Genomic DNA, 23,049 nt, shown 5'->3' with positions numbered 1-23,049 from the left:
CTTTCTTTAGTATTCTTAAAGCTCCCTTACCGCTTCTTTAAATTGCCTTCCTCTGTCTTCGTAGTTTTTGAACAAATCAAAACTTGCACACGCCGGGGATAACAAAACATTATCATTTCGCTCTGCAATTGAGTAAGCAGCCTTTACTGCTTCTTTCATTGATTTAGCTTCTACTATATTATCCACGCAATTCCCAAAAGCATTGATGATTTTTTCATTATCTATCCCAAGACAAATAATCGCTTTAACTTTCTCGTTGATCAACGGATACAAAAGACTGTAATCATTTCCTTTATCAACACCTCCTACAATCCAAACCGTAGATGATTTCATTGCATCTAATGCATAATATGCCGCATTGACATTTGTAGCTTTCGAATCATTAATATACTGCACGTTATTAATCTTCAACACATTTTCCAATCGGTGTTCCACCCCATGAAAATTTTCCAAACACTCTCGTATCGTACTCTTTCTTATTTTTAACAATTGCGACACAGTAGCTGCTGCCATTGCATTTTTTACATTATGATTTCCTTTTAACGCTAAATCTGATGTTGACATAATAAATTCGTTGTTATCTATTTTTACTACTATATTTTTCTCCTCCAAATACGCCCCCTGATCAAACTTTTTCGTCAATGAAAAAGGCAATAACTGAGGTTTTATCTCATGCGTATTCAGATATTTTTTTATCTCTAGATCATCTGCATCATAGATGAAATAATCTTGTTCTGTTTGATTTTTTATTATTCTAAATTTTGAAGCCACATACTTCTCCAACTTATACTCATATCGATCTAAATGATCTGGAGTAATATTTGTCAAAACAGCAATGTGTGGTGCAAACTTCTCTATACCATCTAACTGAAAACTACTTAGCTCCAGCACATAATTCGCCACTTCTGTAGTTGCCACTTGCTTCGCAAAACTATATCCTATATTCCCTGCCACTCCTACATCAAGCCCTCCGGTTTTCAATATGTGATGTGTCATCATTGTAGTAGTGGTCTTACCATTACTTCCAGTAATTCCAACAATGGTTGCAGCTGTATAATTATCCGCAAACTCAATTTCTGAAACAACAGGCACTCCTCTTTCTTTTAACCGAACAACCAGCGGCACCGTATCAGGTATCCCCGGACTTTTCATCACCACTGTTGCAGTCAGAATTTTAGCTTCTGTATGCTGTTCCTCTTCCCAAGCCACTCCTAACTCATCCAATGTCTTTTTATAGGTCTCTTTTATTTTCCCTTTATCAGACACAAAAACTGTATACCCTTCCTTCTTTCCCAAGATGACAGTTCCGACACCACTCTCTCCTGCTCCCAGTACTACCAGTCGTTTTTCTATATGTCTTTTTTCTTCTCTCATATTTTTTCAGGCATAGAAATTCTTATTTTTCACCTGACTTTTAATGTGATCACGGTAATGATCGCCAAAATAATCCCAACAATCCAGAATCTGGCTACAATCTTACTCTCGTGAATTCCTTTTTTCTGATAATGATGATGCAAAGGAGACATTAGAAAAACCCTTCTCCCTTCACCATATTTCTTTTTTGTATACTTAAACCAACTTACCTGAATCATTACAGAAAGGGTTTCTATAAAAAAGATTCCACATAAAATCGGTATTAAAAATTCTTTTCTTGTCGCAATTGCCAACACGGCGATAATCCCGCCTATCGTCAAGCTTCCTGTATCTCCCATAAACACTTGCGCCGGATACGTATTATACCACAAAAACCCAACAAGTGCTCCAGCAAAAGCTGTAACAAAAATGGTCATCTCTCCTGAGTTAGGGATATACATCACATTGAGATAATCTGAAAAAATTATATTTCCAGACACCCATGCAAACAACGCAAGTGTCAACACGATAATCGCTGAAGACCCTGCCGCCAATCCATCAATTCCATCTGTCAGATTTGCTCCATTAGAAACCGCCGTGATAATGAAAATCACAAAAGGAATAAAAATAAGCCACGCATATTTAGCTAGCGAAGGACTTATCCAGGTGATCAAACTAGCGTAATCAAATTCATTATTTTTAAAAAAAGGAATGGTTGTTTTTGTCGATTTGATCGCTGGATTAAAATCACTTTCTGCCGTTGTTCCTGATACCGATTCTACTGTCTCTACAGAAGACACAATCTCCTCTTTTATGGTTATATCTTCATGAAAATACATAGTACATCCTACAATCACTCCAAGACCAACTTGACCAATTACCTTGAACCAACCTTTTAATCCGTCTTTATTTTTTTTGAGTATTTTCAGGTAATCATCTATAAAACCTATAGCCCCCATCCACAACGTAGTCACTATTAACAAAATAATGTAAACATTATCTATCTTAGCAAAAAGCAGTACAGGCACAAGGGTAGCCAGAATTATAATCACCCCTCCCATAGTCGGTGTTCCTGCCTTCTCCACCTGTCCTTCCAATCCCAAATCACGAATACTTTCCCCCATTTGCTTTTTCTGAAGAAATCTTATAATTCGTTTCCCATAAATCGTTGAGATCATCAAGGAGAGAATTATTGCCAATGCTCCTCTAAAAGTGATAAACTGAAAAAGACTCGCTCCAGGAAACTGATATTCACTCTCTAAATATTCAAACAAATAATATAACATAGCTCTCTTCTTCTAAATACTGTTTTTTAACACGTCAATACAAATCATTTATTTCCCCATTCGCTTTAATTCATCTTTTACGATCTCAAAATCATTAAAGTCATTACGGACCCCATCTATCTCCTGATATGTTTCGTGTCCTTTTCCCGCAATCAGAATAATATCATTCGCCATCGCCAATTGACAAGCGGTTTTTATAGCTTGCGCCCGATCTGTAATTGACAATGTTTTTCTATAGTGTTGAGGCTCGACCCCTTTCTCTATATCTGCAATAATATCTTCTGGCTTTTCTGTCCTGGGATTATCACTGGTAAAAATCACTTTATTACTCAATGAGGAAGCAATATTCCCCATCACTGGTCTTTTAGTTTTATCTCTATCACCTCCACACCCCACAACTGTAATCAAGGTCTCGTTATTTGTTCGTATTTCATTAATAGTATCCAATACATTTTTCAATGCATCTGGTGTATGTGCATAGTCTACAATCGCAGTAATTTTATCATTAGATATCATATACTGAAATCTACCACTCACACTTTCTAACTCACTCAACAATCGCAAAATTTCTAAGGTCTCCAGCCCCAACAATTCTGCTGTTCCATATATCGCCAACAAATTATATGCATTAAAATCACCTATCAACTTTGCCCAAAGTTCATTATCATTAAATTTTAGCAACAACCCGCCGATGCTATTCTCTAAGATCTGACCCCTATAGTCAGCGTATGATTTCAACGCATACGTATATTGTTTGGCTTTTGTATTCTGAAGCATAAATGCTCCATTTTTATCATCTTTATTTGTCAATGCAAATGCTCCCGAAGGCAAACTGTCAAAAAAACTTTTTTTAACATCTCTATATTCTTTAAAAGTTTCGTGATAATCTAAATGATCATGTGACAGATTGGTAAAAACCCCTCCTTCAAACACTAATCCTTCTATTCTTTTTTGATGGATCCCATGAGAGCTTACTTCCATAAAACAAAACTCTACCCCTACCTCATTCATCTCTTTTAAATACCTATTGATCATCAAAGGATCAGGCGTTGTATGAGTTGCTTTATACTCCTGAGTATCTACCATGATTTTCACTGTAGATAACAACCCTACCTTATATCCAGCTTTTTTAAACAGCTGAAATAATAACGTAGCAATTGTGGTTTTGCCATTTGTCCCTGTAACCCCAATCAACTTTAGGTTCTCCGATGGCACTCCATAAAAATTAGAAGCCATAATTGCCAATGCTTCTGCTGCATTTTCTACCTCTACATATGTTACTCCTTCTTTTATGTTTTGTGGTATATCCTCGCAAACAATCGCAATTGCTCCTTTTTCTATCGCTTTCGCTATAAAATCATGTCCATCCGATACCGTCCCTCTAACTGCCACAAAGGCATTCCCCTTATCTATTTCCCTGGAATCAAAATGAACAGCACTAATCTGGGTTGCCGTATCACCAACTACCTTTTCTATTGATACCTTATATAATAACTCCTTTAATTCCATTACGACAACTCTAAACTGATTCTTTGGTTTTGCTTTACTTTTTTTCCCGGTTCTATTGATTGTTTTTTCACAAACCCCTTTCCTTTTATCTCTACCCGAAGCCCCATATTCTCCAATAGTGAGATTACATCCATTGCCGGCATCCCTTTTACATTAGGCATGATCGTCTTATATTTCTGAACCTTTCCATAATATCCGTTATAGCTTCTTTCTACTTTTTTGTTACTCACAACCTCAGCAGAAATCTTATCTTCTACAGGGATATCATTATAAATTTTTTCTGCTATTCTTTTAAAAACCGGTCCAGCAACAATATTCCCATAATACCCTTTTTCTTTGTTAGGTTTATGAATCACGACTATACAAGAATACTTAGGGTCTTCTGCCGGGAAATATCCTGCAAACGAAGAAATGTATTCTCTCTCTTTATGCTTTCCATAATTCCCCCAACAAGTTCCAGTCTTCCCGGCAATCATAAAATTATCTGTCTTGATATTATCTGCTGTTCCTCGTGCCACCACATTCTTCATCATTTCCTGAACTATTTTTGCGGTTTCTTTTGAACAAATTGCGGGGTTCAACACTTCTTTATCATATTGCTCTCTAATCTTATCCCAGGACATCACTCGCTTGATAAACCGTGGTTTTACCATCTCCCCATTATTCGCTATTGCATTATAAAACGCCAAGGTTTGCAAAGGAGTTAAAGAAACTCCATATCCAAAAGCCATCCATGGCAAGGTAGTCCCATACCAATTTTTTTCTCCCGGATAAGGTATCTTAGGGGCTCCTTCTCCTTTTATAGACAGCCCTAATTTATCATTGAGCCCCATATTTATCAGGCGATCCACAAACTTTTTAGGATTATTCTTATAATGTTCAAAAACAATTTTTGCAAAAGCTGTATTTGAAGAAACTTCAAAAGCTCTTGCGGCAGATATTTTTCCATACCCTCCCCAATGAGAATCTTTTACAACTCGATCATAAAACTTTACTCTTCCATTCTCTGTATCTACCACATAACTAGAATCAATCACTTTATCTTCTAAGGCTGCCACCATCGTTACCAGTTTGAAAGACGATCCCGGCTCATGTGACTCACCTACTGCGTAATTCAACTTCTCATAATACTTCCCGGATTTGCCTCTTCCTAAATTAGAAATAGCTTTTATCTCTCCTGTCTTTGTTTCCATCACAACAGCTGTTCCGTGCTCTGCTTCAAACTTTTCCAATTGCGCCAATAAAGCATGATGTGTCACATCCTGAATATTCACATCAATAGTGGAAATCACATCATACCCATCTTCTGGCTCTACCTCATTCGCATCTCCTATTGGCTTCCATTGGTTCTTTGCTATTTTTTGTTTTTTTCTTTTTCCTTCTTTTCCTCTAAGAAAAGGACCATATGCTCCTTCCAGACCTACTCTGGTATAATACCCTTGATCATCTCTACGTTCATATCCAACTGTTCTTTCTGCAATTTTCCCTATAGGGTGCTCTCTCACTGTTCGCTGCTCAATAATCAATCCTCCTCTATTCGCTCCAAATTTCAACAACGGAAATTTTTTAAATCGCATATATCTGGAATACCCAACATTACGCGCCAGCAGCAGATATCTGTTTTTATTCGATTTCGCTGTGCGCAACAGCTTATCATAATACGAAACCGACCTACCCATCTCTTTAGCCAATGCCTCACATAGTGGTTTTATATATTTCCTGAAATCTTTTTCTTTTACCGCCAAGGCATCAAATCGGATATCGTATTTTGGTACTGAAGTAGCCAACAAATTACCATTGGAATCGTATAAGTTTCCACGATTTGCAGGGATATCAAAAGTTTTAAAAACCCGTTGTTGTGCTTTATTTCTATATTCATCTCCTTCTACAAACTGAATATTCACCAATTTTACAACAACAGCAATAGCAAAGATGAGCATACATCCTGCTACAAAATACAATCGATTCAATATGTTCTTATCTGCTACTGCCAAAACACTTACTTGGTTACTATAATTTTTTTAGGAGGTGTAGAAGGTTGTTTTAACCCCTTTTTCTTCATTCTTTCGATTACAGAAGACTCCATTTTTAATCGCATCAATTCTGTTCTTCCATCTACAAACTGCGTCCTAAGCTCTTTTACTTCATTATTTAATTTTGCAATCTCATGCACTTTACTCTCCGCATTATGAGAACTTGCAATCATTATGATTGCCAAAAAGGACAAAAACAACAACATTCTCCAGTTTTTCATAGCATCATCCGCTATCAAGAACTTTCCTTTTAATATGTCATAAATTGTCTGCTTCATTATTTTCTAAACCGTCAAAACGTATACCTATATATTATATACGCTCAGCAATTCGAAGTTTCGCACTTCTCGCTCTGTTATTTTCTCTAACCTCTTCTTCTGTTGGCACTACCAATCCTCCTACTTTTCTGAAAGGCACCGTTACATTACCATACAAGTCTTTTTCCGGTTCTCCTTCAAACATCCCATTACGGATATATCGCTTTACTAATCGATCTTCCAAAGAGTGATATGATATCAAACTTATCCTTCCTCCTTTGTCTAACAATTCTTCCGTTTGCAGCAAGAAATCTTTCAACACTTCTATTTCCTGATTTACCTCTATACGGATTGCCTGATAAATCTGTGCTAATATCTTGTGTTCTTTATGTTTTACTAAAAAAGGTCTTAACACCTCTTTTAGCATTGCGCTTGTTTTAACAGGAGCCTCAATTCTTGCTGTTACTATTGCCCTCGCTAACTTAGGCGCATTCCTCAATTCTCCATATTGCAGCAACACTCTTCTCAAATCCATTTCGTCATAATCATTTACTACATGAAAAGCAGACAGTGCTCCATCCTGATTCATCCTCATATCCAGTTCTGCTTCAAATCGGGTCGAAAACCCTCTTTCTGCAACATCAAACTGATGAGAAGAAACCCCAAAGTCTCCTAAAATACCATCAACCTTTCTTACACCATAAAATCTCAAAAAGCGTTTTATGTATCTAAAATTCTCATTAATCAACACAAAACGGTCATCCTCTAATGCATTGACCAATGCATCCTTATCCTGATCAAATGCAAACAATTTCCCCTTCTCCCCCAGTCGACTTAGTATTTCTTTTGAATGCCCTCCTCCTCCAAAGGTCACATCCACATACACCCCATCTGGCTTAATAGCCAGACCATCTACTGTTTCTTTTAACAATACCGAATTATGATATTCCATCTATCTCGTCTTCAAAACCCATTACTTCTTCCGCCAAATCCGCAAAATCATCTGTAGCATCTTCAATTGCTTTTTCATAAAGATCCTTATCCCACACCTCTATAATATTCACTGCTGACGAAAGAACTATTTCTTTTTTTATACTAGCAAAACCGATCAAATCTTTTGGAATCAAAAGTCGTCCTGTAGCATCTATATCTACCACCTTGACTCCAGCCGTAAATCTTCTTATAAAGTCGTTATTCTTCTTTTTAAAGCGATTTAGCTTGTTTATTTTCGCCATTAATTGATTCCACTCCTGCATTGGATATAGCTCCAAGCAAGGCTGAAAAACTGAGCGCTTCAAAACAAACCCTTCCTCTAACACACTAGCTAACTGCTTCTTAAAAGCAGCAGGCATCATCAAACGCCCTTTAGCGTCTGCCTTACATTCATATGTGCCGATTAGATTTACCACTTGATTTTCCCTGCCTTCTTTTATATTTCAAATATATTGAAAATATTACCACTTTTTACCACAATCTACCACATTGTTAATAAGTTATCGTTAAAATGCTTCTTTACAAGACGAATGACTCTTTAAATTTTTGTCTATCAACCCAATACAAAAAGACAAGTTCCTTCGCTCCCGCAAAAGGATTTCATCGAACATTAAAAAAACATAAATTCGTGATACACTATCAACAAAAAGCTTTGATCTAACTATGAAAGTGCTATATTTGCTGATAATTCTTGTAAGAAATATTAATGAATTACAGATTAAAAAAAAGCGGAAAGTTTAGTTACCTAGAGACAGGAGAAGGAACACCAATTGTTATTTTACACGGTTTAATGGGTGGTCTTAGCAATTTTGATGGTGTTAGTTCTTACTTTCCTAATCACGGATACAAAGTTCTTATACCAGAACTCCCTATATACACATTACCAATCTTAAAAACCAAAGTGGGCACTTTTGCTAAATACCTAAAAGATTTCATAGATCATCTGGGATACAAAGAAGTAGTCCTGCTAGGGAACTCTCTTGGAGGACACATTGCCTTGTTATGTACAAAAATGTTCCCTGAAAATGTAAAAGGCTTAGTCATAACCGGTAGTTCTGGATTATATGAAAGTGCCATGGGGGAAAGCTACCCTAAAAGAGGTGACTATGAATATATTAAAAAGAAAGCCGAGAATGTGTTTTATGATCCAGCCATTGCTACAAAAGAGATCGTAGATGAGGTTTATGCAACTGTAAATGACAGAAACAAATTAATCAGAACACTATCCATCGCCAAAAGTGCAATCAGACACAACATGGCAAAAGATCTGCCTAATATGCACACCCCAACATGTATCATATGGGGAAAAGATGATACTGTTACTCCACCAGAAGTAGCAAATGATTTCAACAAACTATTACCTGATTCTGACCTTTACTGGATAGACAAATGCGGTCATGCTGCAATGATGGAACATCCAGAAGAATTCAACCAATTACTTCATTCCTGGTTTAAAGAACGAGGTATTTAATAAGAAAACTATGAAAATAAGCAGCGCTGAATTTGTAATAAGTAACAGCGATGTTGCTAAATGCCCGAAAGAAAAACTCCCTGAGTATGCCTTTATCGGAAGATCTAACGTAGGAAAGTCTTCTTTGATAAATATGCTTACCAATAGAAAAAATCTAGCCAAAACCTCAGGGCGCCCCGGAAAAACACAGTTAATCAACCATTTTATCATTAACAAAAAGTGGTTCCTGGTCGATTTACCCGGATATGGATACGCTAGAGTTTCTAAATCAGCCAAGAAGGTGTTTCAAAAATTTATCACCTCTTACTTCTCCAAAAGAACACAGCTTGTCAATGCTTTTGTTCTAGTAGACTCTAGACATGAACCTCAAAAAATAGATGTAGAATTCATGCTTTGGCTGGGAGAAAATCAAATTCCATTTTCTATCATTTTTACGAAAGCTGACAAGTTATCCAAAAACAAACTAGAGGTCCAGATAGCAGAGTACAAAAAGAAAATATTAGAGTACTGGGAAGAAATGCCTATTTATTTTATCACTTCCTCCTCTTCTGGTCAAGGAAAAGAAGAATTACTTGCCTATATCGACAATATCAACAAACAATTACAATCATCATAAAAACACAAAAAGCTGAAAATGTATTTTTTCAGCTTTTTTATGCAGTATTAAACAATACCTTCTTTATTTCTTTTTAAGCTCCAGTTTTTCTGCAAAGTAATCACAAAAATCCTTCATAGTATCTGACATTTTCTGATCCTGTGTTGCTCTGTTAAACGTATCACTCATTGACACTAATGTTTGATGAAAAAATATCTTCATTTCATCAACAGGCATATCTTTGGTCCATAAGTCAATTCTAAGACTCTCCTTATTAGCACTATCCCAAACAGACAATAACATTGCTTTTGTCTCTTCATTTTCTACACCCCCATCTTGTGCAGTCCATTTTAATTTTTCCGGAACTCTATTTTCATCTAATTCAATATCTATCTTAATCTCCGATTTATGTACACTCGCCATTATCTTACTGGTTTATATTTTGATTTTTTAAAAACTGTTTCGGCATCTACCATCAACAGATGATGCAAAGATACGTCGTTATTTTCCATATACGAAGAAACAATTCTCTCCCCTATAAATTGCCCTATTTTTCCCGGGGCCTCCTTATCGATTTCCTCCAGATAAAACTTAGAAAAAGGAGCTGGAAACAAAAATCTTGACAACAAAGAAGTATCTGTACTGTACAACAACTGTCTATCTATAAAATACTTCCAAATCTCTTCTTCATTAGCCTCTGACCACGCATATTGTTCTTCTGTATATCCGAGCAATGAAGCTTTGGAGTGCACCGGCAGAAACAATTTTTTGAGATACTGTTCTTTTCCGTAATAAATCATATTCGATAGGAAAGTTCTGTCTTTACTTAACCTTATCATTTTTTTAGCATACATTGAGGCTACATCTGGTACAATTTGCTCCGTTACAAACCCTTGCTTTAAATACACCGAAATGTTTTCATAAAAAAAGTGATCTTTTCCCAAATACGTATCCAAAGAAATAATCAACAATCCTTCATGCAAAATCACTTTATTTCGGTAATCTACATCAGATGTAACAGTGACAATTCTCGGAATTCTCTCTTCTGGAAAATAAAATTTTACATGTTGAAAAAAAGAATGCAGCTCATTTTTTACTGTAGAAAAATCAGAAAATTTCTTTGACACCTCAGTATTAATTTCGACCTGCAAGGTATCAACTGACTTCTTCAACCACACGTCATTTTCATACCGCTCAGGAAAAAGAAAAGGAAAGCGCTCTTTCAGTTCATTCAGGTTTTCTGATGTTACTGCAGCAAAGAGCTCATCAAACCGCTCTACCTCTATCGTTACATCTACTTTAGCAATATCCTCTTCTACCCCCTTATTCTTATTACACGAAATCATCGCTACGTATAATAAACACATTAGTACTTTTTTTATTTTCATTTCAATAATCTGAATAAACCTGTTACTTTGTTCTTTATTTACAGAAACGCTCCCTATTTTTATTAATTTTATGACCGCAAAGGTACTTATTAAAGAATTATTAAATGTAAATATATGCAAACAGAAAAAGTAATCGATCACATTGTTAATTGGTTAAAAGAATATGCTACTAACGCTAAAATGGAAGGTTTTGTTGTTGGAATCAGCGGAGGAATAGACAGTGCCGTTACCTCTTCTCTATGCGCCAAAACAGGCTTAAAAACACTTTGTGTAGAGATGCCTATTCATCAGGCTAAAAGTCAGGTTGATCGTGCTCAGGAACACATCAGTCAATTAAAAGAAAGATACTCTAATGTATCTGATACTCGTACAGATCTAACTTCTGTATTCGAACAATTCAAAAATATCACTCCTGCGACAGAGGCATCTGCCACCCTTGATCTTGCTCTCGCCAACACCAGAGCCAGACTTAGAATGACTACACTGTATTACTTTGCCGGTTTACACAGATTACTTGTTGCAGGAACCGGTAATAAGGTAGAAGATTTTGGCGTTGGCTTCTTTACTAAATACGGAGACGGAGGAGTCGACCTGAGTCCAATAGCTGATTTACTAAAAAGTGAAGTATATACAATCGCAAAAGAGTTAAAAGTTCCTGACTCCATTCAAAATGCAGCTCCAACAGACGGATTATTTGGAGACAGCAGAAGCGATGAAGATCAAATCGGAGCAAGCTATGACGAGCTAGAGTGGGCTATGAAAATGAAAGATTCAGGAAAAACTGCCAATGATTTTAACGGCAGAGAATTAGAGGTTTTCACTATTTTTGATCGCTTAAATACCGTAAACCAACATAAAATGAATCCAATTCCGGTATGTAAAATACCCGTTAATCTAATATAGTGAACACTTGGTCGATAAATTAATAAAAATAAGTTTACGAGTGGGAGTTCTTAGTAATTTTGCAGATGATAAAATACTTTACTACCCCTACAAATAAATGTTTGCCCTTAATCTAAAATTAACATTAACAATCGTAAACAAGAATGACAACAGTACTAATAGCTGATCATCATCCAATCACAAGAAAAGGAATTTCTTCTTTACTACGAAATGCTGAAAACTTTGAAATTATAGGTAAGGTTAGTAATGGGAATGAAATGTATGATGTTCTTAAATCAAACACTCCTGATATTCTCATCATGGAGCTAGACCTTCCACAAATCAACGGAATTACCGCATTACGAACAATAAAGCAGGAATTCACTAAAATCAAGGTCATTATTTTTAGTTCCCATCCTGAGGAAATGTATGCATTGAGCGCCATTAAAGCAGGGGCTTCTGCGTATCTGTCTAAAACAGTATCTACCAAAACTCTAAGAAAGGCTATCGATAGAGTAGCTAGAGGAGGTATCTACCTAAACGACAACCTCACACAACAATTAGCAGATGGAAACACCAAAGAAAGTAATATGGTAGTAAAGTATAAGAAACTCTCCTCCCGAGAAATCGAAGTACTTAATTTACTCTCTTCCGGAAAAAGAAACAAAGATATAGCGGCTACCTTATCTATTAATGAAAAAACGGTAAGCACCTATAAAACAAGGTTACTTAAAAAATTAAAAGTTGATAATCTCGCGGATTTAATCCATCAATCGAGATTGTTACATATCAGCTAATCAAACTACGCGATTTAATTTTTCAAAAAGAATTTTTCGCAATGTAAGATAATCGGAAATATCTTGAATTGTTTCACGATGATCTTTGTCATACTGGGCTTTCACTTCTTGTGAAAGCTCATCTATTTTCTGACTGATCAAAAACCTTCTCAAATTAAGAATAATATCCCGGGTATACTGAGCTACTGAATACTCTTTCTTTTTTACATGAATTTCCTGATCTTCCCAACGATGTAAAGCGTAGCGTTCTTCATTCATCATTATAGCCGTTATTTCTGAAGCTATTTCCTGAGGCACATGATTAATAAAACTTTCTATCTTAAAGTCGTCATCCTGATTCAACCGATCTATCAACAACGCATAGATATCTCTAAAGCTGTTATTTGCAAACTCCACCTCATCATCTTGTAAGTCCAGATATATTTTCTCAAAAACTTTTGCTTTATACACTTCTGGTTCCATCTCCAGATCTCCTTCTTCATTTTCTTTTAACACCCAATCTTCAAATTCTTCTACTTGCTGTCCATAAAGCAACAGTATTTCTATAATCTTACACTCTAACTGATATTGCTCATCTACTTTGGGCTGTTGCGGTTCTTCCTGCGGAACCACAGCCATCGACCTTTTGTTTTTAGTTTTTTTATCCTTTCCTCCTTTTTCTTCCGTTTGATTCATCTGAGCCAATGTATCAAACAGGACATCCTCAGAAACCCCCATAATTCTAGCACATTCCTGTACATAGATTTCTTGCTTTATAACATCCGGAATCTTAGATACACTCGTTACAATATCCCTTATCAACTCTGCTCTTTTTATCGGATCATTTTCTGATTCCCGATGCAATAAAGACGCTTTAAAACTGATAAAGTCCTGCGATTTTTCATTGAGATAATTCTTTAATTCCTCTTCGGTATTCTGTTTTGCAAAACTGTCCGGATCTTCTCCTTCGGGAAACCCGCATACTTTTACATTCATCCCTTGTTCGAGAATCAAATCAATCCCCCTGATTGATGCCCTAATCCCTGCTGCATCTCCATCAAACAACACAGTTATATTTTTTGTCAGCCGATTAATCAAACGCACCTGATCACTCGTCAATGCAGTACCAGAAGACGATACCACGTTTGACACTCCCGTTTGATGAAACTGGATTACATCCGTATACCCTTCTACCAAATAACAGTTATCTTCTTTAGCAATTGCTTGTTTTGCATGGTAAATCCCATACAACACTTTGCTCTTATGATAAATATCACTTTCTGGAGAATTTAGGTATTTTGCTGCTTTTTTATCATTGGTCAGAATTCTTCCCCCAAATCCTAATACTCTTCCTGACATAGACTGAATAGGAAACATCACCCTTCCTTTAAACCGATCAAACTTCTTATCAGTTTTGACAATCGTAAGCCCTGTTTTCTCCAGGTAACTCAATTGATACCCGTTTTTAATTGCTTCATTCGTAAAAGCATCCCATTCATCAGGAGAGTATCCTAATCCAAACTTCTTAATCGTTTCGATTGTAAACCCTCTTTCTTTAAAATACGTTAACCCAATTGCTTTTCCTTTTTCGGTATTCAACAAACAGTCCTGAAAAAACGTATTAGCATATTCACTAACCAAATACATACTTTCTCTTTCATTCGACTGTTGTTTTTGCTGATCTGTCTGTTCTGTTTCCAGTACCTCAATGTTATATTTTTTTGCCAGGTACTTAATTGCTTCGGGATAAGTAAAATGCTCATGTTCCATTAAGAAAGCTACAACATTCCCTCCTTTACCCGTAGAGAAATCTTTCCAGATCTGTTTTACAGGAGAAACCATAAAAGACGGAGTACGCTCATCACTAAATGGGCTTAAGCCTTTAAAGTTACTCCCTGCTTTTTTAAGCTGCACAAAATCACCTATAACTTCTTCTAATCTAGCTGTTTCAAATACAGCATCCACTGTGGTTTTATGAATCATAAACTTTTATTCCAGAACTCTATTTCTATTATACGAGCGATAGACAAAAATAAGACAATTCATATTTATTACCAGCCAAACCCATCAAACAAAAAAAAGAGGGCACTCTTTTGAGCACCCTCTACCATGTTTAAAACGGCTATTATCATTCTTTTACAAATCTTCTGGTCACTTCTATATCTTCTGCCATAAAACGCACAAAATATGTTCCTACACTCAGATCTGACACATCAATTTCTTCTTTAGTTCCTTCAATTTCCTTCACCAGCATTCCATACATAGAAAATATCTTAATTTGATCAACCGTTTTTCCTTTCACATTAATCTTCAATACATTTTTTGCAGGATTTGGATATAAAGAAAAAACTCCAGGATCAACCGATTCCTTATCGGTTAATGCATATGTCTCTAACCTAGCTTTTTTGCTTGCCTTCACACAAAAATCCTTACTCTCCATTCTATCAAAATCGCCTCCTGATACAATCTCTCCAGAAGCACTTGCTACTGTATACGACCCTTCTCCCTGGCTACAGCATATCCCATCTCCAAAAGAATCTTCTATCGTAAACGTATAAGTCCCTTCACTCAATCCTCTAATGTTTTCCACCACTGTAGAACCATCAGGGTTAGCATTCGAATATGTCTTAGAAGCTACTTCAGCTCCTGTCCCATCGGTAATTTTCCAAGAAGTTTCTTGCGGATAATTATCAAAAGTTATCGTCACCGTAACATCTTGTGATGCACAAGAAGATCCGGTATCTCCAGCCGTTAATTTTACATCATCAATCGCCACATCAGCTCTCCAACTTCCTCCGGTTACTCTATTAAATCTTAATTGTAACCCTGATCCTATATAGGCAGACAGGTCAATAGAAGCTTTTCTCCACACATTTCCTTGATTCCCGGATCGATTCCAAACACTCGTCCATGTTTCTCCTTCATCATTAGATGCTTCTACTTCTAATGTTCCCATATCTGAAGATCCATACATATGATATTCAAAAGAGAATACTGCTGAAGCAGCATCATTAAGATCAAAACAAGGAGAGGTAATTACAGCTCTTTTATTAGGGTAACCGACACCTTCTACTGAAGCCTCTACATAAAGATAATGAGTTCCATTAGCCGCTTTACCAGGTCCTGTTCTTCTTGATGGAGTTCCATCTGCATCTAATTCCCAATCGATATCATCATCTTGAGATTGCTCCCATGCACCAATTGTATTTTCGAAACTTTCGCTATACGGTGCAGCTATACCATCTTTACACCCTGGTCCTACTGTACTATCCAAGGTAGTCACCCTAATCGTATTACTAGCTTCTGATTGGTTGTTTGAAGCATCTTTTGCTTTGACATAAAAAGTATAGGTTGTCAAAGGAGTTAAACCGGCAACAGTAAAAGAAGTCTCCGTAACTGTCTTTATCAATGTGTTATCCTGATATACATCATACCCTACTACTCCGATATTATCTGTGGATGCTGTCCAACTCAGTGTTGTTTCTCTAGCAGTAGTGTTTTCCGATGCTAAGTTCGCAGGTGCAGTCGGAGGTTCATTATCTACAACGGCAGGTGCTAATCTAAAAGCTACCACATGACTTTTCCGAACATTATCGGGTCCTTTCATGTACTCACTTATATGCCAAAAGGTTTTATCATCCAGTGGATCTATTGTCAATTGCCCGTAATCTCCATAACGACCGTCTCTTCTATTATTCTGGCTATCTCCATCTGCTGATACCTTCTCTGCAACTGTCATTGTCCCTAACGGGTCTGATGCTAATCTTCCCGTATACCGCAATGATGTATATTTTGTAGTACTAACAATCGTATACGCCAATCCAATATTTCCTAAAGCATCCATCCCAATACTTCCACAAAAGGCACTATGCCCATCTGGTTGCGTATAGGTTCCTTCCTGATATATTGTCCAAGGATCATTATCATTGTTTTGCCTCAATTCATACCAGCGAATTCCTGCCAGACTATCATTCCCATCTAAATCTACTACAAAATTAAGCACAACTGAGTTATGTGTTCCAAACCTTCTATAGTTAGTCATAAACATCATCGTAGCCTGTAGTGCATCTATATCAGGTCCAGATCCTGGCTCATCTAAATTCTGAAAGGAACCTCCATCAAATACACTGTCAAAGGGAGTAGTTGTGATTTCCTGTGGTTGTGAAATTGTTGAACTAGAAGGGTTGGTCCAATCTATAGTGGTGGTCCATACTTTTAAATGATCTTGAGACACTCCTCCCCAACTATCATCCTGTAAGTATACAATGGAATGTTTCACTCCCACTGGTGGCAAGGATGTTCCGGTAGCATTAAAACCTCCTGGACTATAGAATCCGTTTGTTTTAGCTCCTGGCAAAGGAAATCCTATCATCTGTGCCGATGTATTTCCTGCTAACATTTGATCTCTTTCTACTACAAATACTACGTTGTTGGAATCTGGTGCATTTTGGTCTTTGTTTGCTGTAATATAATATCCATCGGACCAAATAGAAAGCTTTTCATAATCAGGAAATGTCCCTGTATTAAAACGATAAGTATACCATCCATCATTAACTGGATCCGGTCCTTTTCCTATGGCAATTAAAAAACCGTTAGGCGTATTACTAAACTCCATAATAATAAAGCGTTCCGCAAAATTATCATACATTACTACCGGGTCTCCAAGGGTTTCCCCTGGAAAAATAGTTCCCAAAGAAGCTTCAGGTACTAACACATTACCAGACCTGTCTAAAATCCCAAATCCGGAATTAAATGCATACACATAATGATTAGGTCCAATTGCCCCTGTGGCATCGTTCAATACTGTTCCCGCATGTGCATCAAACGATGCTATTTCATCAGCAGTTCTTACTTGCGAAGCATTTTTTTGGCTTTGCAATAAAGGATCTCCACCTTTCGGGAATCCTTTTCCGGGAACCACTGTATTTGTTCCTCTTCTTTTTGGAGGGGCAACATGTCCAAAGCCTTTTGCAGCAATGATATTATCCATTGACGACAGAGCTGGAATCTCCCTCATATAGGAGGATGAAGTAACTAAATTCGCTTTTACAGCGCCTTTCTGTGCAAATAGTACCAGACCAGAGAACAGAAAAAATACAAGAAAAAAGTTTTTTGCATTCATTTTTTTAAATTTTGGTTAATTGTTCGTTAAACAAACACCAATGATCGCATAAGCATAGGTTTATCATCGTATTTTGCCCGGGGAAGACAACACACTACGAAATCCGGAAATCAAATAAAAAACAGACGCAATAACTAGATAATCAACGTGTAAGCAAAAGGGATTTGCCTTACTAAAGGAGTAATGTTCATAAGTTTTATTTTAAGTCTTGATTTGTGTGTGACTCAAAATTACAAATTCATTCAATAGATGATATACGGAAAAACACTACCACAGCAATGGGTTAATAATCAATACATTACACTGATCATTAAAACAAAACTCGTTTAAACAAGAAACAAAACAACATTAAATAATTAAAAAACAGATAGTTACATAAAACAAATTTAACCTGAAGCTTCTTCTTTTTTTCTGTGTTTTTTGTAAAATAAAAAATCAAACTATTTAACAGAATTAACTATTCTATTACATTATTTTAACAATTTTAACACAAAAAACTCCAAAAATAACATGATATGACTCAACAAAACATTCAATTTTACGGTTTTAAATCCCTTTAAAAATTGTTTTTAAATAAGAAAAGCCTTCATATGATAGCATATAAGGCTTTAATATTAAGCTAGATATTTTTCACAAATCAAACCTAACTCCCAAAGAAATATTATTTTGTTTTACTACTGCATTTTTAAACAATGGAGACATATCATATTTTGCATACAAAGACATATCCCCAAAACCCAGATATCCTCCTAATCCATACACAAAATTGCTAGTATTATAATCCATTTTAATTTTTTCTTTCACTTTCTCACCTTCTTCTATATATTTTAACTTCTGTCGCGTACTAATATTCAATCCTGCATATCCCCCAACACCTATTCTGAACTTCTTGTGTATACGGTATCTTATTTTTTCTGGGGTTTCTATAAACTTAGAAGGACCAAATTCCAAGTACAACGGCACCACAAGATGATCTACTCTAAATTTAGATTTGTCCAACCCTACTCTGAATTCCTCCAGAACTGTTTGCCCTTCTTTATCTACTAAATATCTATTTCCTGTCGGTTTTAGTCCATTTGATTGATATGAAATTCCATATAGGACTCTTGCAAAATTTGATTTTTCAAAAATTCTAGTCTTCCATACAATTCCCATTTCAAAAAACCTACTCCCTCCAATTCTATAATCAGAGTCTTCTAATGAAGTGCCCTCTGTAAGGACATTATTCAACCCAAAAGCGATAACAAAACTTTCATTCGTTCTCCTGTCATATACTTCTTTTTTATTGGAATTATTACCGTTAATCTTAAAACCAAATATCTCTATTTCTTTTTCAATTTTATTCCTTTCCTCTACCTCTTCATAAGCCTCTCCATTCCTAATTAGAAGTGCTATTTTATTATCTATGATTGTTAGTTGATTTTCTATATTTAACGCTCTTTTATTTGCCGCAGCTTCTTTTAGCATTATTGCTTTTTCTTTCGTAATTTCTCCATCAATTAATTGTTGATTAATCTTCTCTACTTCTTTTTTTAGCTTATTTTTTTCACTTACAACTATTTCTTCTTTGGTTTTCTTTAATTGCACTATCTTACTATTATGTATTGTATCCTGTGCAAATAAATGGGTACATAAAGCCATTGCCATCCACATGGCGATTAAAATAACTGTTTTCATTTTGATGATGATTTTTGATTTCCAACACGTCCTCCCCCTGCATATAAAACACAGGGAAAAGATCGCAATGGTTTTGATTAATGAATGTATTAATTCTCCCGATCTACAATCGAAATATGTAATTTCTTAAATCCTACTTTTAATGCTTCAAAAACTCGTTCCTTAAAGGTTTCATCAAGTTCTAGCTCTACATCATGCAAAAGCGCAGTAGCATTGACCTTATTTGATTTTGTTATTTTTTCTAACAAAATTTTTTGTTGCGCTTTGTACAAAAGCGCTTCAATCTCTTCATCCGACACCTCTTCTTTCTCTTTCTCCAGCGCCACTACTTCTTTTAGCACATTGGCTACTTCCTGCTGAATCATCTCTTTTTCGGTTTTTTCAAACACGAATCCCCTTGATTCTTCTGACGGCGCTATATTTTCTTTTGCTGGTATTTTTATATCTTGCTTTTGTTCCTTGTTCTCCTTATAAACAATGTTATTTTGAGATGTTTTTTTATCGATAGGTTTTTTATCTTCTACTATTTTTTCCAAAACAATTTCGGTGCTCTGAACTGAATCTATTTTATTTTCTAACAATATTGTATCTGTATTGGTAATTCTATCAGAAATGTTTTCTCTTTTTGTAAATCGGAATACGATAACAGCCACAATTCCTATCACGCAAGCTGCAACTAGCATTTTTACCAGCTGAAACCCTTTCTCTTTTCTTTTACCAGCATCCAGCTTCTCCTCCAAACGTGTCCATGTTGCTGCTGAAGGCGTTATTGAACGTCCTTCTAATCTCTTCTTTATTTCTTCATCAAACTTAGACGGTGCCATTATTCATTATGTTTTGATTTATCATTTTTCTCTGTAGCATCTTTCTCGCTTTGAAAAGCTGTGACTTTGACGTGCTTTCCGAAATATCCAACATTTTGGCAATTTCCTGATGTTTATACCCCTCTACAGCATATAGGATAAATACCATCCTATACCCTGAAGGTAAACTATCGATTAACGATTGAATTTCTTCAACCTCCAGTTCTGTTTCTATATTATTCCAGGAAATCTCTTTACCTCCTATTATTTCTTCGGTAAAAAGCTGTGTTTTCTCTTTTCTCAAGTATGAAATAGACTCATTAATCATAATTCTTCGAATCCAACCTTCAAAGCTTCCTTCGGACTTGAATTTATTCAAGTTCATAAATGCCTTCAAAAAACCTGACAACATCACCTCTTCTGCATGGTGTATATCTTTGATATAATACCTACACACACTAAGCATTTTGGCAGCATAACTTTTGTATAGTTTATACTGTGCCTCTTTATGCCCTTTAGCAGCTTTGCTAATGAGTAATGTTTCGTTTTTATAAAATTGAACAATTCTCAAGTCCTTTAATTTTTATGCTCTATATACATAGACGCTCATAAAATTAAAATAGTTGCCTGAGATATAAAAAAAGTATGGTTTGTTATTTTTTTCGGTCTATAACATAGGTGACCATCAACTCTAAAGAGTCTTTGTATTCTGAATCTGGGAAGGATGAAAGAATTGTTAAGGCTTCCTCTTTAAATTCATGCATTATTTTAGTAGCGTATTCCAATCCTCCACTAAGCTTAACAAAGTCAATCACTTCTTTGACTCTCTTTTTATTTTTATTGTGGTTCCTTACGGAATTAATCAACCATTTTCTCTTTTCTTTTGAGCAATGATTTAAGGTATAAATCAGAGGGAGTGTCATTTTTTGCTCTTTGATATCTATTCCGGTAGGTTTTCCTATTGCTTCATCTCCATAATCAAACAAATCATCTTTAATCTGAAAAGTCATCCCTATTAACTCTCCAAATCTTCTCATTTTCTCTACAGCATCAGAATCAGGAGCTACTGAGCATGCTCCTAAACTACAACAAGCAGCAATTAGGGTAGCTGTTTTTTGACGAATGATCTCGTAATAGACTTCTTCTGTTATATCTAAATTTCTAGCCTTTTCTATCTGCAACAGCTCTCCTTCACTCATTTCTCTGACTGCTACAGAGATAATTTTAAGCAGATCAAAATCTCCGTAATCTATAGAAAGTAACAATCCTTTGGACAGCAGATAATCTCCAACTAATACAGCTATTTTATTTTTCCACAAGGCATTTATAGAGAAGAAACCTCGCCTCATATTAGAATCATCAACAACATCATCATGGACTAAGGTCGCTGTATGAATAAGCTCTATTACAGAAGCTCCTCTATACGTTCTTTCATTTAGTTCTCCTTCTGCCACCATTTTTGCTACCAGAAAAACAAACATCGGACGCATTTGTTTCCCCTTTCGGTTTACAATATAATGCGTTATCCTATTTAATAAGGCCACTTTAGAAGACATAGATTGTGAAAACTTTTTCTCAAAAAGTTCCATTTCATCTATGATAGGTCGCTTTATTTGCTCAACTATTTTCAACAGTTACTTCTTAATTCGATCTGATTATTAGCTGCGAAGATAGCATAAATAAGTTTGTATTCTTCTTTTCGCTAATTGATATTGCATTTCTATGAAAATATTAAGATTTCTTATGTTTTGTATCTATGATTTATTCGCTAATTGCCCGCATGCAGCATCGATATCTTTCCCTCTGCTTCTTCGAACATTCACAACAATTCCTTTTGTTTCCAAAGAGCTGATATAACGATCTATTGCATGTGAGTCTGCCTGTTGAAACTCTCCGTCATCGATTGGATTATATTCTATAAGATTCACCTTGCAGGGAACATAGGAGCAAAATTTCACCAAGGCATCAATATCTTCTTTACGATCATTGATCCCTTTCCAGACTACGTATTCGTAGGTAACCTTACTTTTTGTTTTCTGATACCAATACTCTAATGACTCTCTAAGATCGGACAGGGGAAACATTTTATTAAATGGCATAATCCTGGTTCTGACATCATCGATGGCAGAGTGCAGAGAAACTGCCAAACCAAACCGCACTTCATCATCTGCCAGTTTTTTGATCATCTTAGGAACTCCGGAAGTAGAAACTGTAATTCTTTTAGGAGACATTCCCAATCCATCTTCTGAGGTTATCTTCTCTATAGATTTTAATACATTCTTATAGTTCATTAATGGCTCTCCCATTCCCATAAAAACAATATTAGACAAAGGACGGTTGTGATAAAGTCTGCTTTCTTTATCTATTGCCACTACCTGATCATAAATCTCATCAGGGTTAAGGTTTCTCATTCTTTTGAGCCTGGCTGTAGCGCAAAATTTGCAATCCAGGCTACATCCCACCTGAGAAGAAACACACGCTGTCGTTCTTGTAGCTGTAGGGATCAATACGGATTCTACTATTAAACCATCATGTAATCGCACTGCATTTTTTATCGTTCCATCCGAGCTTCTTTGCATCTGATCTACATGGATATGATTAATAACAAAGTGCTCCGCCAGCATTTTTCGGGTATTTTTAGAGACATTCGTCATATCATCAAAGTCATGTGCTCCTTTATTCCAAAGCCACTCATACACCTGATTCCCTCTAAAAGCTTTATCTCCGCTTTCTTTAAAAAAATCTCGTAATTCGTCTTTCGTTAATGACCTAATATCCTTTTTTTTCACCTTCATAATACTGCAAAAATATAAAAGATAAAGAAGTCCTCCAGATATCTTTTATTTCCCATACCAAATCGACTTATTTTCAATCCTTTTTATTGCAAAAAAAAGAGTTTGAAAT

At 35.9% G+C, this 23,049-nt stretch carries 20 protein-coding genes; 4 read left to right on the top strand and 16 right to left on the bottom strand.

Annotated elements, in window-relative coordinates; all coding sequences use genetic code 11:
* Positions 1-15 precede the first annotated feature (15 nt).
* From murD to mraZ, 7 genes are read right to left on the bottom strand one after another with little or no spacing between them, the layout of a single operon-like run.
* Positions 16-1,374 carry a UDP-N-acetylmuramoyl-L-alanine--D-glutamate ligase gene (murD, locus tag HN014_RS10480; protein WP_176028829.1) on the bottom strand — a complete coding sequence of 453 codons (1,359 nt, stop codon included), beginning with the start codon at positions 1,372-1,374 and terminating at the stop codon, positions 16-18.
* 29 nt (positions 1,375-1,403) lie between these two features.
* Positions 1,404-2,639 (bottom strand): phospho-N-acetylmuramoyl-pentapeptide-transferase, encoded by a 1,236-nt coding sequence (gene mraY / locus HN014_RS10475; protein ID WP_176028828.1) that lies wholly within the window; start codon positions 2,637-2,639, stop codon positions 1,404-1,406.
* Positions 2,640-2,687: 48 nt separating this feature from the next.
* Positions 2,688-4,148: a UDP-N-acetylmuramoyl-L-alanyl-D-glutamate--2,6-diaminopimelate ligase gene (locus HN014_RS10470; protein WP_176028827.1), complete on the bottom strand. Its 1,461-nt coding sequence runs from the start codon at positions 4,146-4,148 to the stop codon at positions 2,688-2,690.
* Positions 4,148-6,142: a penicillin-binding protein gene (locus HN014_RS10465; protein ID WP_176028826.1), complete on the bottom strand. Its 1,995-nt coding sequence runs from the start codon at positions 6,140-6,142 to the stop codon at positions 4,148-4,150. The genes HN014_RS10470 and HN014_RS10465 overlap by 1 nt, the downstream gene beginning before the upstream one ends.
* Before the next feature lie 5 nt (positions 6,143-6,147).
* Entirely contained in the window at positions 6,148-6,459 is a 312-nt protein-coding gene (locus HN014_RS10460; RefSeq protein ID WP_176028825.1) for an FtsL-like putative cell division protein, read from the bottom strand.
* A 34-nt stretch (positions 6,460-6,493) separates the two neighbouring features.
* Positions 6,494-7,390 (bottom strand): 16S rRNA (cytosine(1402)-N(4))-methyltransferase RsmH, encoded by an 897-nt coding sequence (gene rsmH / locus HN014_RS10455; RefSeq protein WP_176028824.1) that lies wholly within the window; start codon positions 7,388-7,390, stop codon positions 6,494-6,496.
* A complete protein-coding gene (mraZ, locus tag HN014_RS10450) occupies positions 7,377-7,847 on the bottom strand; it encodes a division/cell wall cluster transcriptional repressor MraZ (RefSeq protein WP_176028823.1) in 471 nt (156 codons plus the stop codon). The genes rsmH and mraZ overlap by 14 nt, the downstream gene beginning before the upstream one ends.
* Positions 7,848-8,137: 290 nt before the next feature.
* Between mraZ and HN014_RS10445 the strand changes: the two genes are divergently transcribed.
* Positions 8,138-8,902: an alpha/beta fold hydrolase gene (locus tag HN014_RS10445; protein ID WP_176028822.1), complete on the top strand. Its 765-nt coding sequence runs from the start codon at positions 8,138-8,140 to the stop codon at positions 8,900-8,902.
* 10 nt (positions 8,903-8,912) lie between these two features.
* The gene (yihA, locus tag HN014_RS10440) at positions 8,913-9,518 is read left to right on the top strand and encodes a ribosome biogenesis GTP-binding protein YihA/YsxC (protein ID WP_176028821.1); all 606 of its coding nucleotides are present in this window, start codon (positions 8,913-8,915) and stop codon (positions 9,516-9,518) included.
* Positions 9,519-9,581: 63 nt separating this feature from the next.
* On the opposite strand, the gene gldC is transcribed toward yihA, so the two are convergent.
* Together gldC and gldB are read right to left on the bottom strand one after the other, a co-directional pair.
* Positions 9,582-9,920 (bottom strand): gliding motility protein GldC, encoded by a 339-nt coding sequence (gldC, locus tag HN014_RS10435; protein WP_176028820.1) that lies wholly within the window; start codon positions 9,918-9,920, stop codon positions 9,582-9,584.
* Positions 9,920-10,864, bottom strand: coding sequence for a gliding motility lipoprotein GldB (gldB, locus tag HN014_RS10430; protein WP_254884129.1), 945 nt, complete (start codon positions 10,862-10,864; stop codon positions 9,920-9,922). The genes gldC and gldB overlap by 1 nt, the downstream gene beginning before the upstream one ends.
* Positions 10,865-10,999: 135 nt before the next feature.
* Between gldB and nadE the strand changes: the two genes are divergently transcribed.
* A complete protein-coding gene (gene nadE / locus HN014_RS10425) occupies positions 11,000-11,788 on the top strand; it encodes an NAD(+) synthase (protein ID WP_176028818.1) in 789 nt (262 codons plus the stop codon).
* A 143-nt stretch (positions 11,789-11,931) separates the two neighbouring features.
* Complete coding sequence (locus HN014_RS10420; protein WP_176028817.1) at positions 11,932-12,564, top strand: response regulator transcription factor; 633 nt, start codon at positions 11,932-11,934, stop codon at positions 12,562-12,564.
* On the opposite strand, the gene dnaG is transcribed toward HN014_RS10420, so the two are convergent.
* From dnaG to rlmN, 7 genes are all read right to left on the bottom strand, one after another.
* Complete coding sequence (dnaG, locus tag HN014_RS10415) at positions 12,565-14,526, bottom strand: DNA primase (RefSeq protein ID WP_176028816.1); 1,962 nt, start codon at positions 14,524-14,526, stop codon at positions 12,565-12,567.
* Positions 14,527-14,671: 145 nt separating this feature from the next.
* Complete coding sequence (locus HN014_RS10410) at positions 14,672-17,665, bottom strand: T9SS type A sorting domain-containing protein (protein WP_217704370.1); 2,994 nt, start codon at positions 17,663-17,665, stop codon at positions 14,672-14,674.
* Between the two features lie 630 nt (positions 17,666-18,295).
* The gene (locus HN014_RS10405) at positions 18,296-19,342 is read right to left on the bottom strand and encodes a hypothetical protein (protein WP_176028815.1); all 1,047 of its coding nucleotides are present in this window, start codon (positions 19,340-19,342) and stop codon (positions 18,296-18,298) included.
* An 89-nt stretch (positions 19,343-19,431) separates the two neighbouring features.
* Positions 19,432-20,166, bottom strand: a complete 735-nt coding sequence (locus HN014_RS10400) for a hypothetical protein (protein WP_176028814.1) — start codon at positions 20,164-20,166, stop codon at positions 19,432-19,434.
* The gene (locus tag HN014_RS10395; protein WP_176028813.1) at positions 20,153-20,716 is read right to left on the bottom strand and encodes an RNA polymerase sigma factor; all 564 of its coding nucleotides are present in this window, start codon (positions 20,714-20,716) and stop codon (positions 20,153-20,155) included. The genes HN014_RS10400 and HN014_RS10395 overlap by 14 nt, the downstream gene beginning before the upstream one ends.
* Before the next feature lie 82 nt (positions 20,717-20,798).
* Positions 20,799-21,776, bottom strand: a complete 978-nt coding sequence (locus tag HN014_RS10390) for a polyprenyl synthetase family protein (protein WP_176028812.1) — start codon at positions 21,774-21,776, stop codon at positions 20,799-20,801.
* 123 nt (positions 21,777-21,899) lie between these two features.
* Entirely contained in the window at positions 21,900-22,940 is a 1,041-nt protein-coding gene (rlmN, locus tag HN014_RS10385) for a 23S rRNA (adenine(2503)-C(2))-methyltransferase RlmN (RefSeq protein ID WP_176028811.1), read from the bottom strand.
* Positions 22,941-23,049 lie beyond the last annotated feature (109 nt).

The organism is Aquimarina sp. TRL1 (genome assembly GCF_013365535.1).
Taxonomy (GTDB): domain Bacteria; phylum Bacteroidota; class Bacteroidia; order Flavobacteriales; family Flavobacteriaceae; genus Aquimarina; species Aquimarina hainanensis.
The sequence above is the reverse complement of the archived record's forward strand: the minus strand, read 5'-3'. Positions and strand labels throughout refer to the sequence as shown.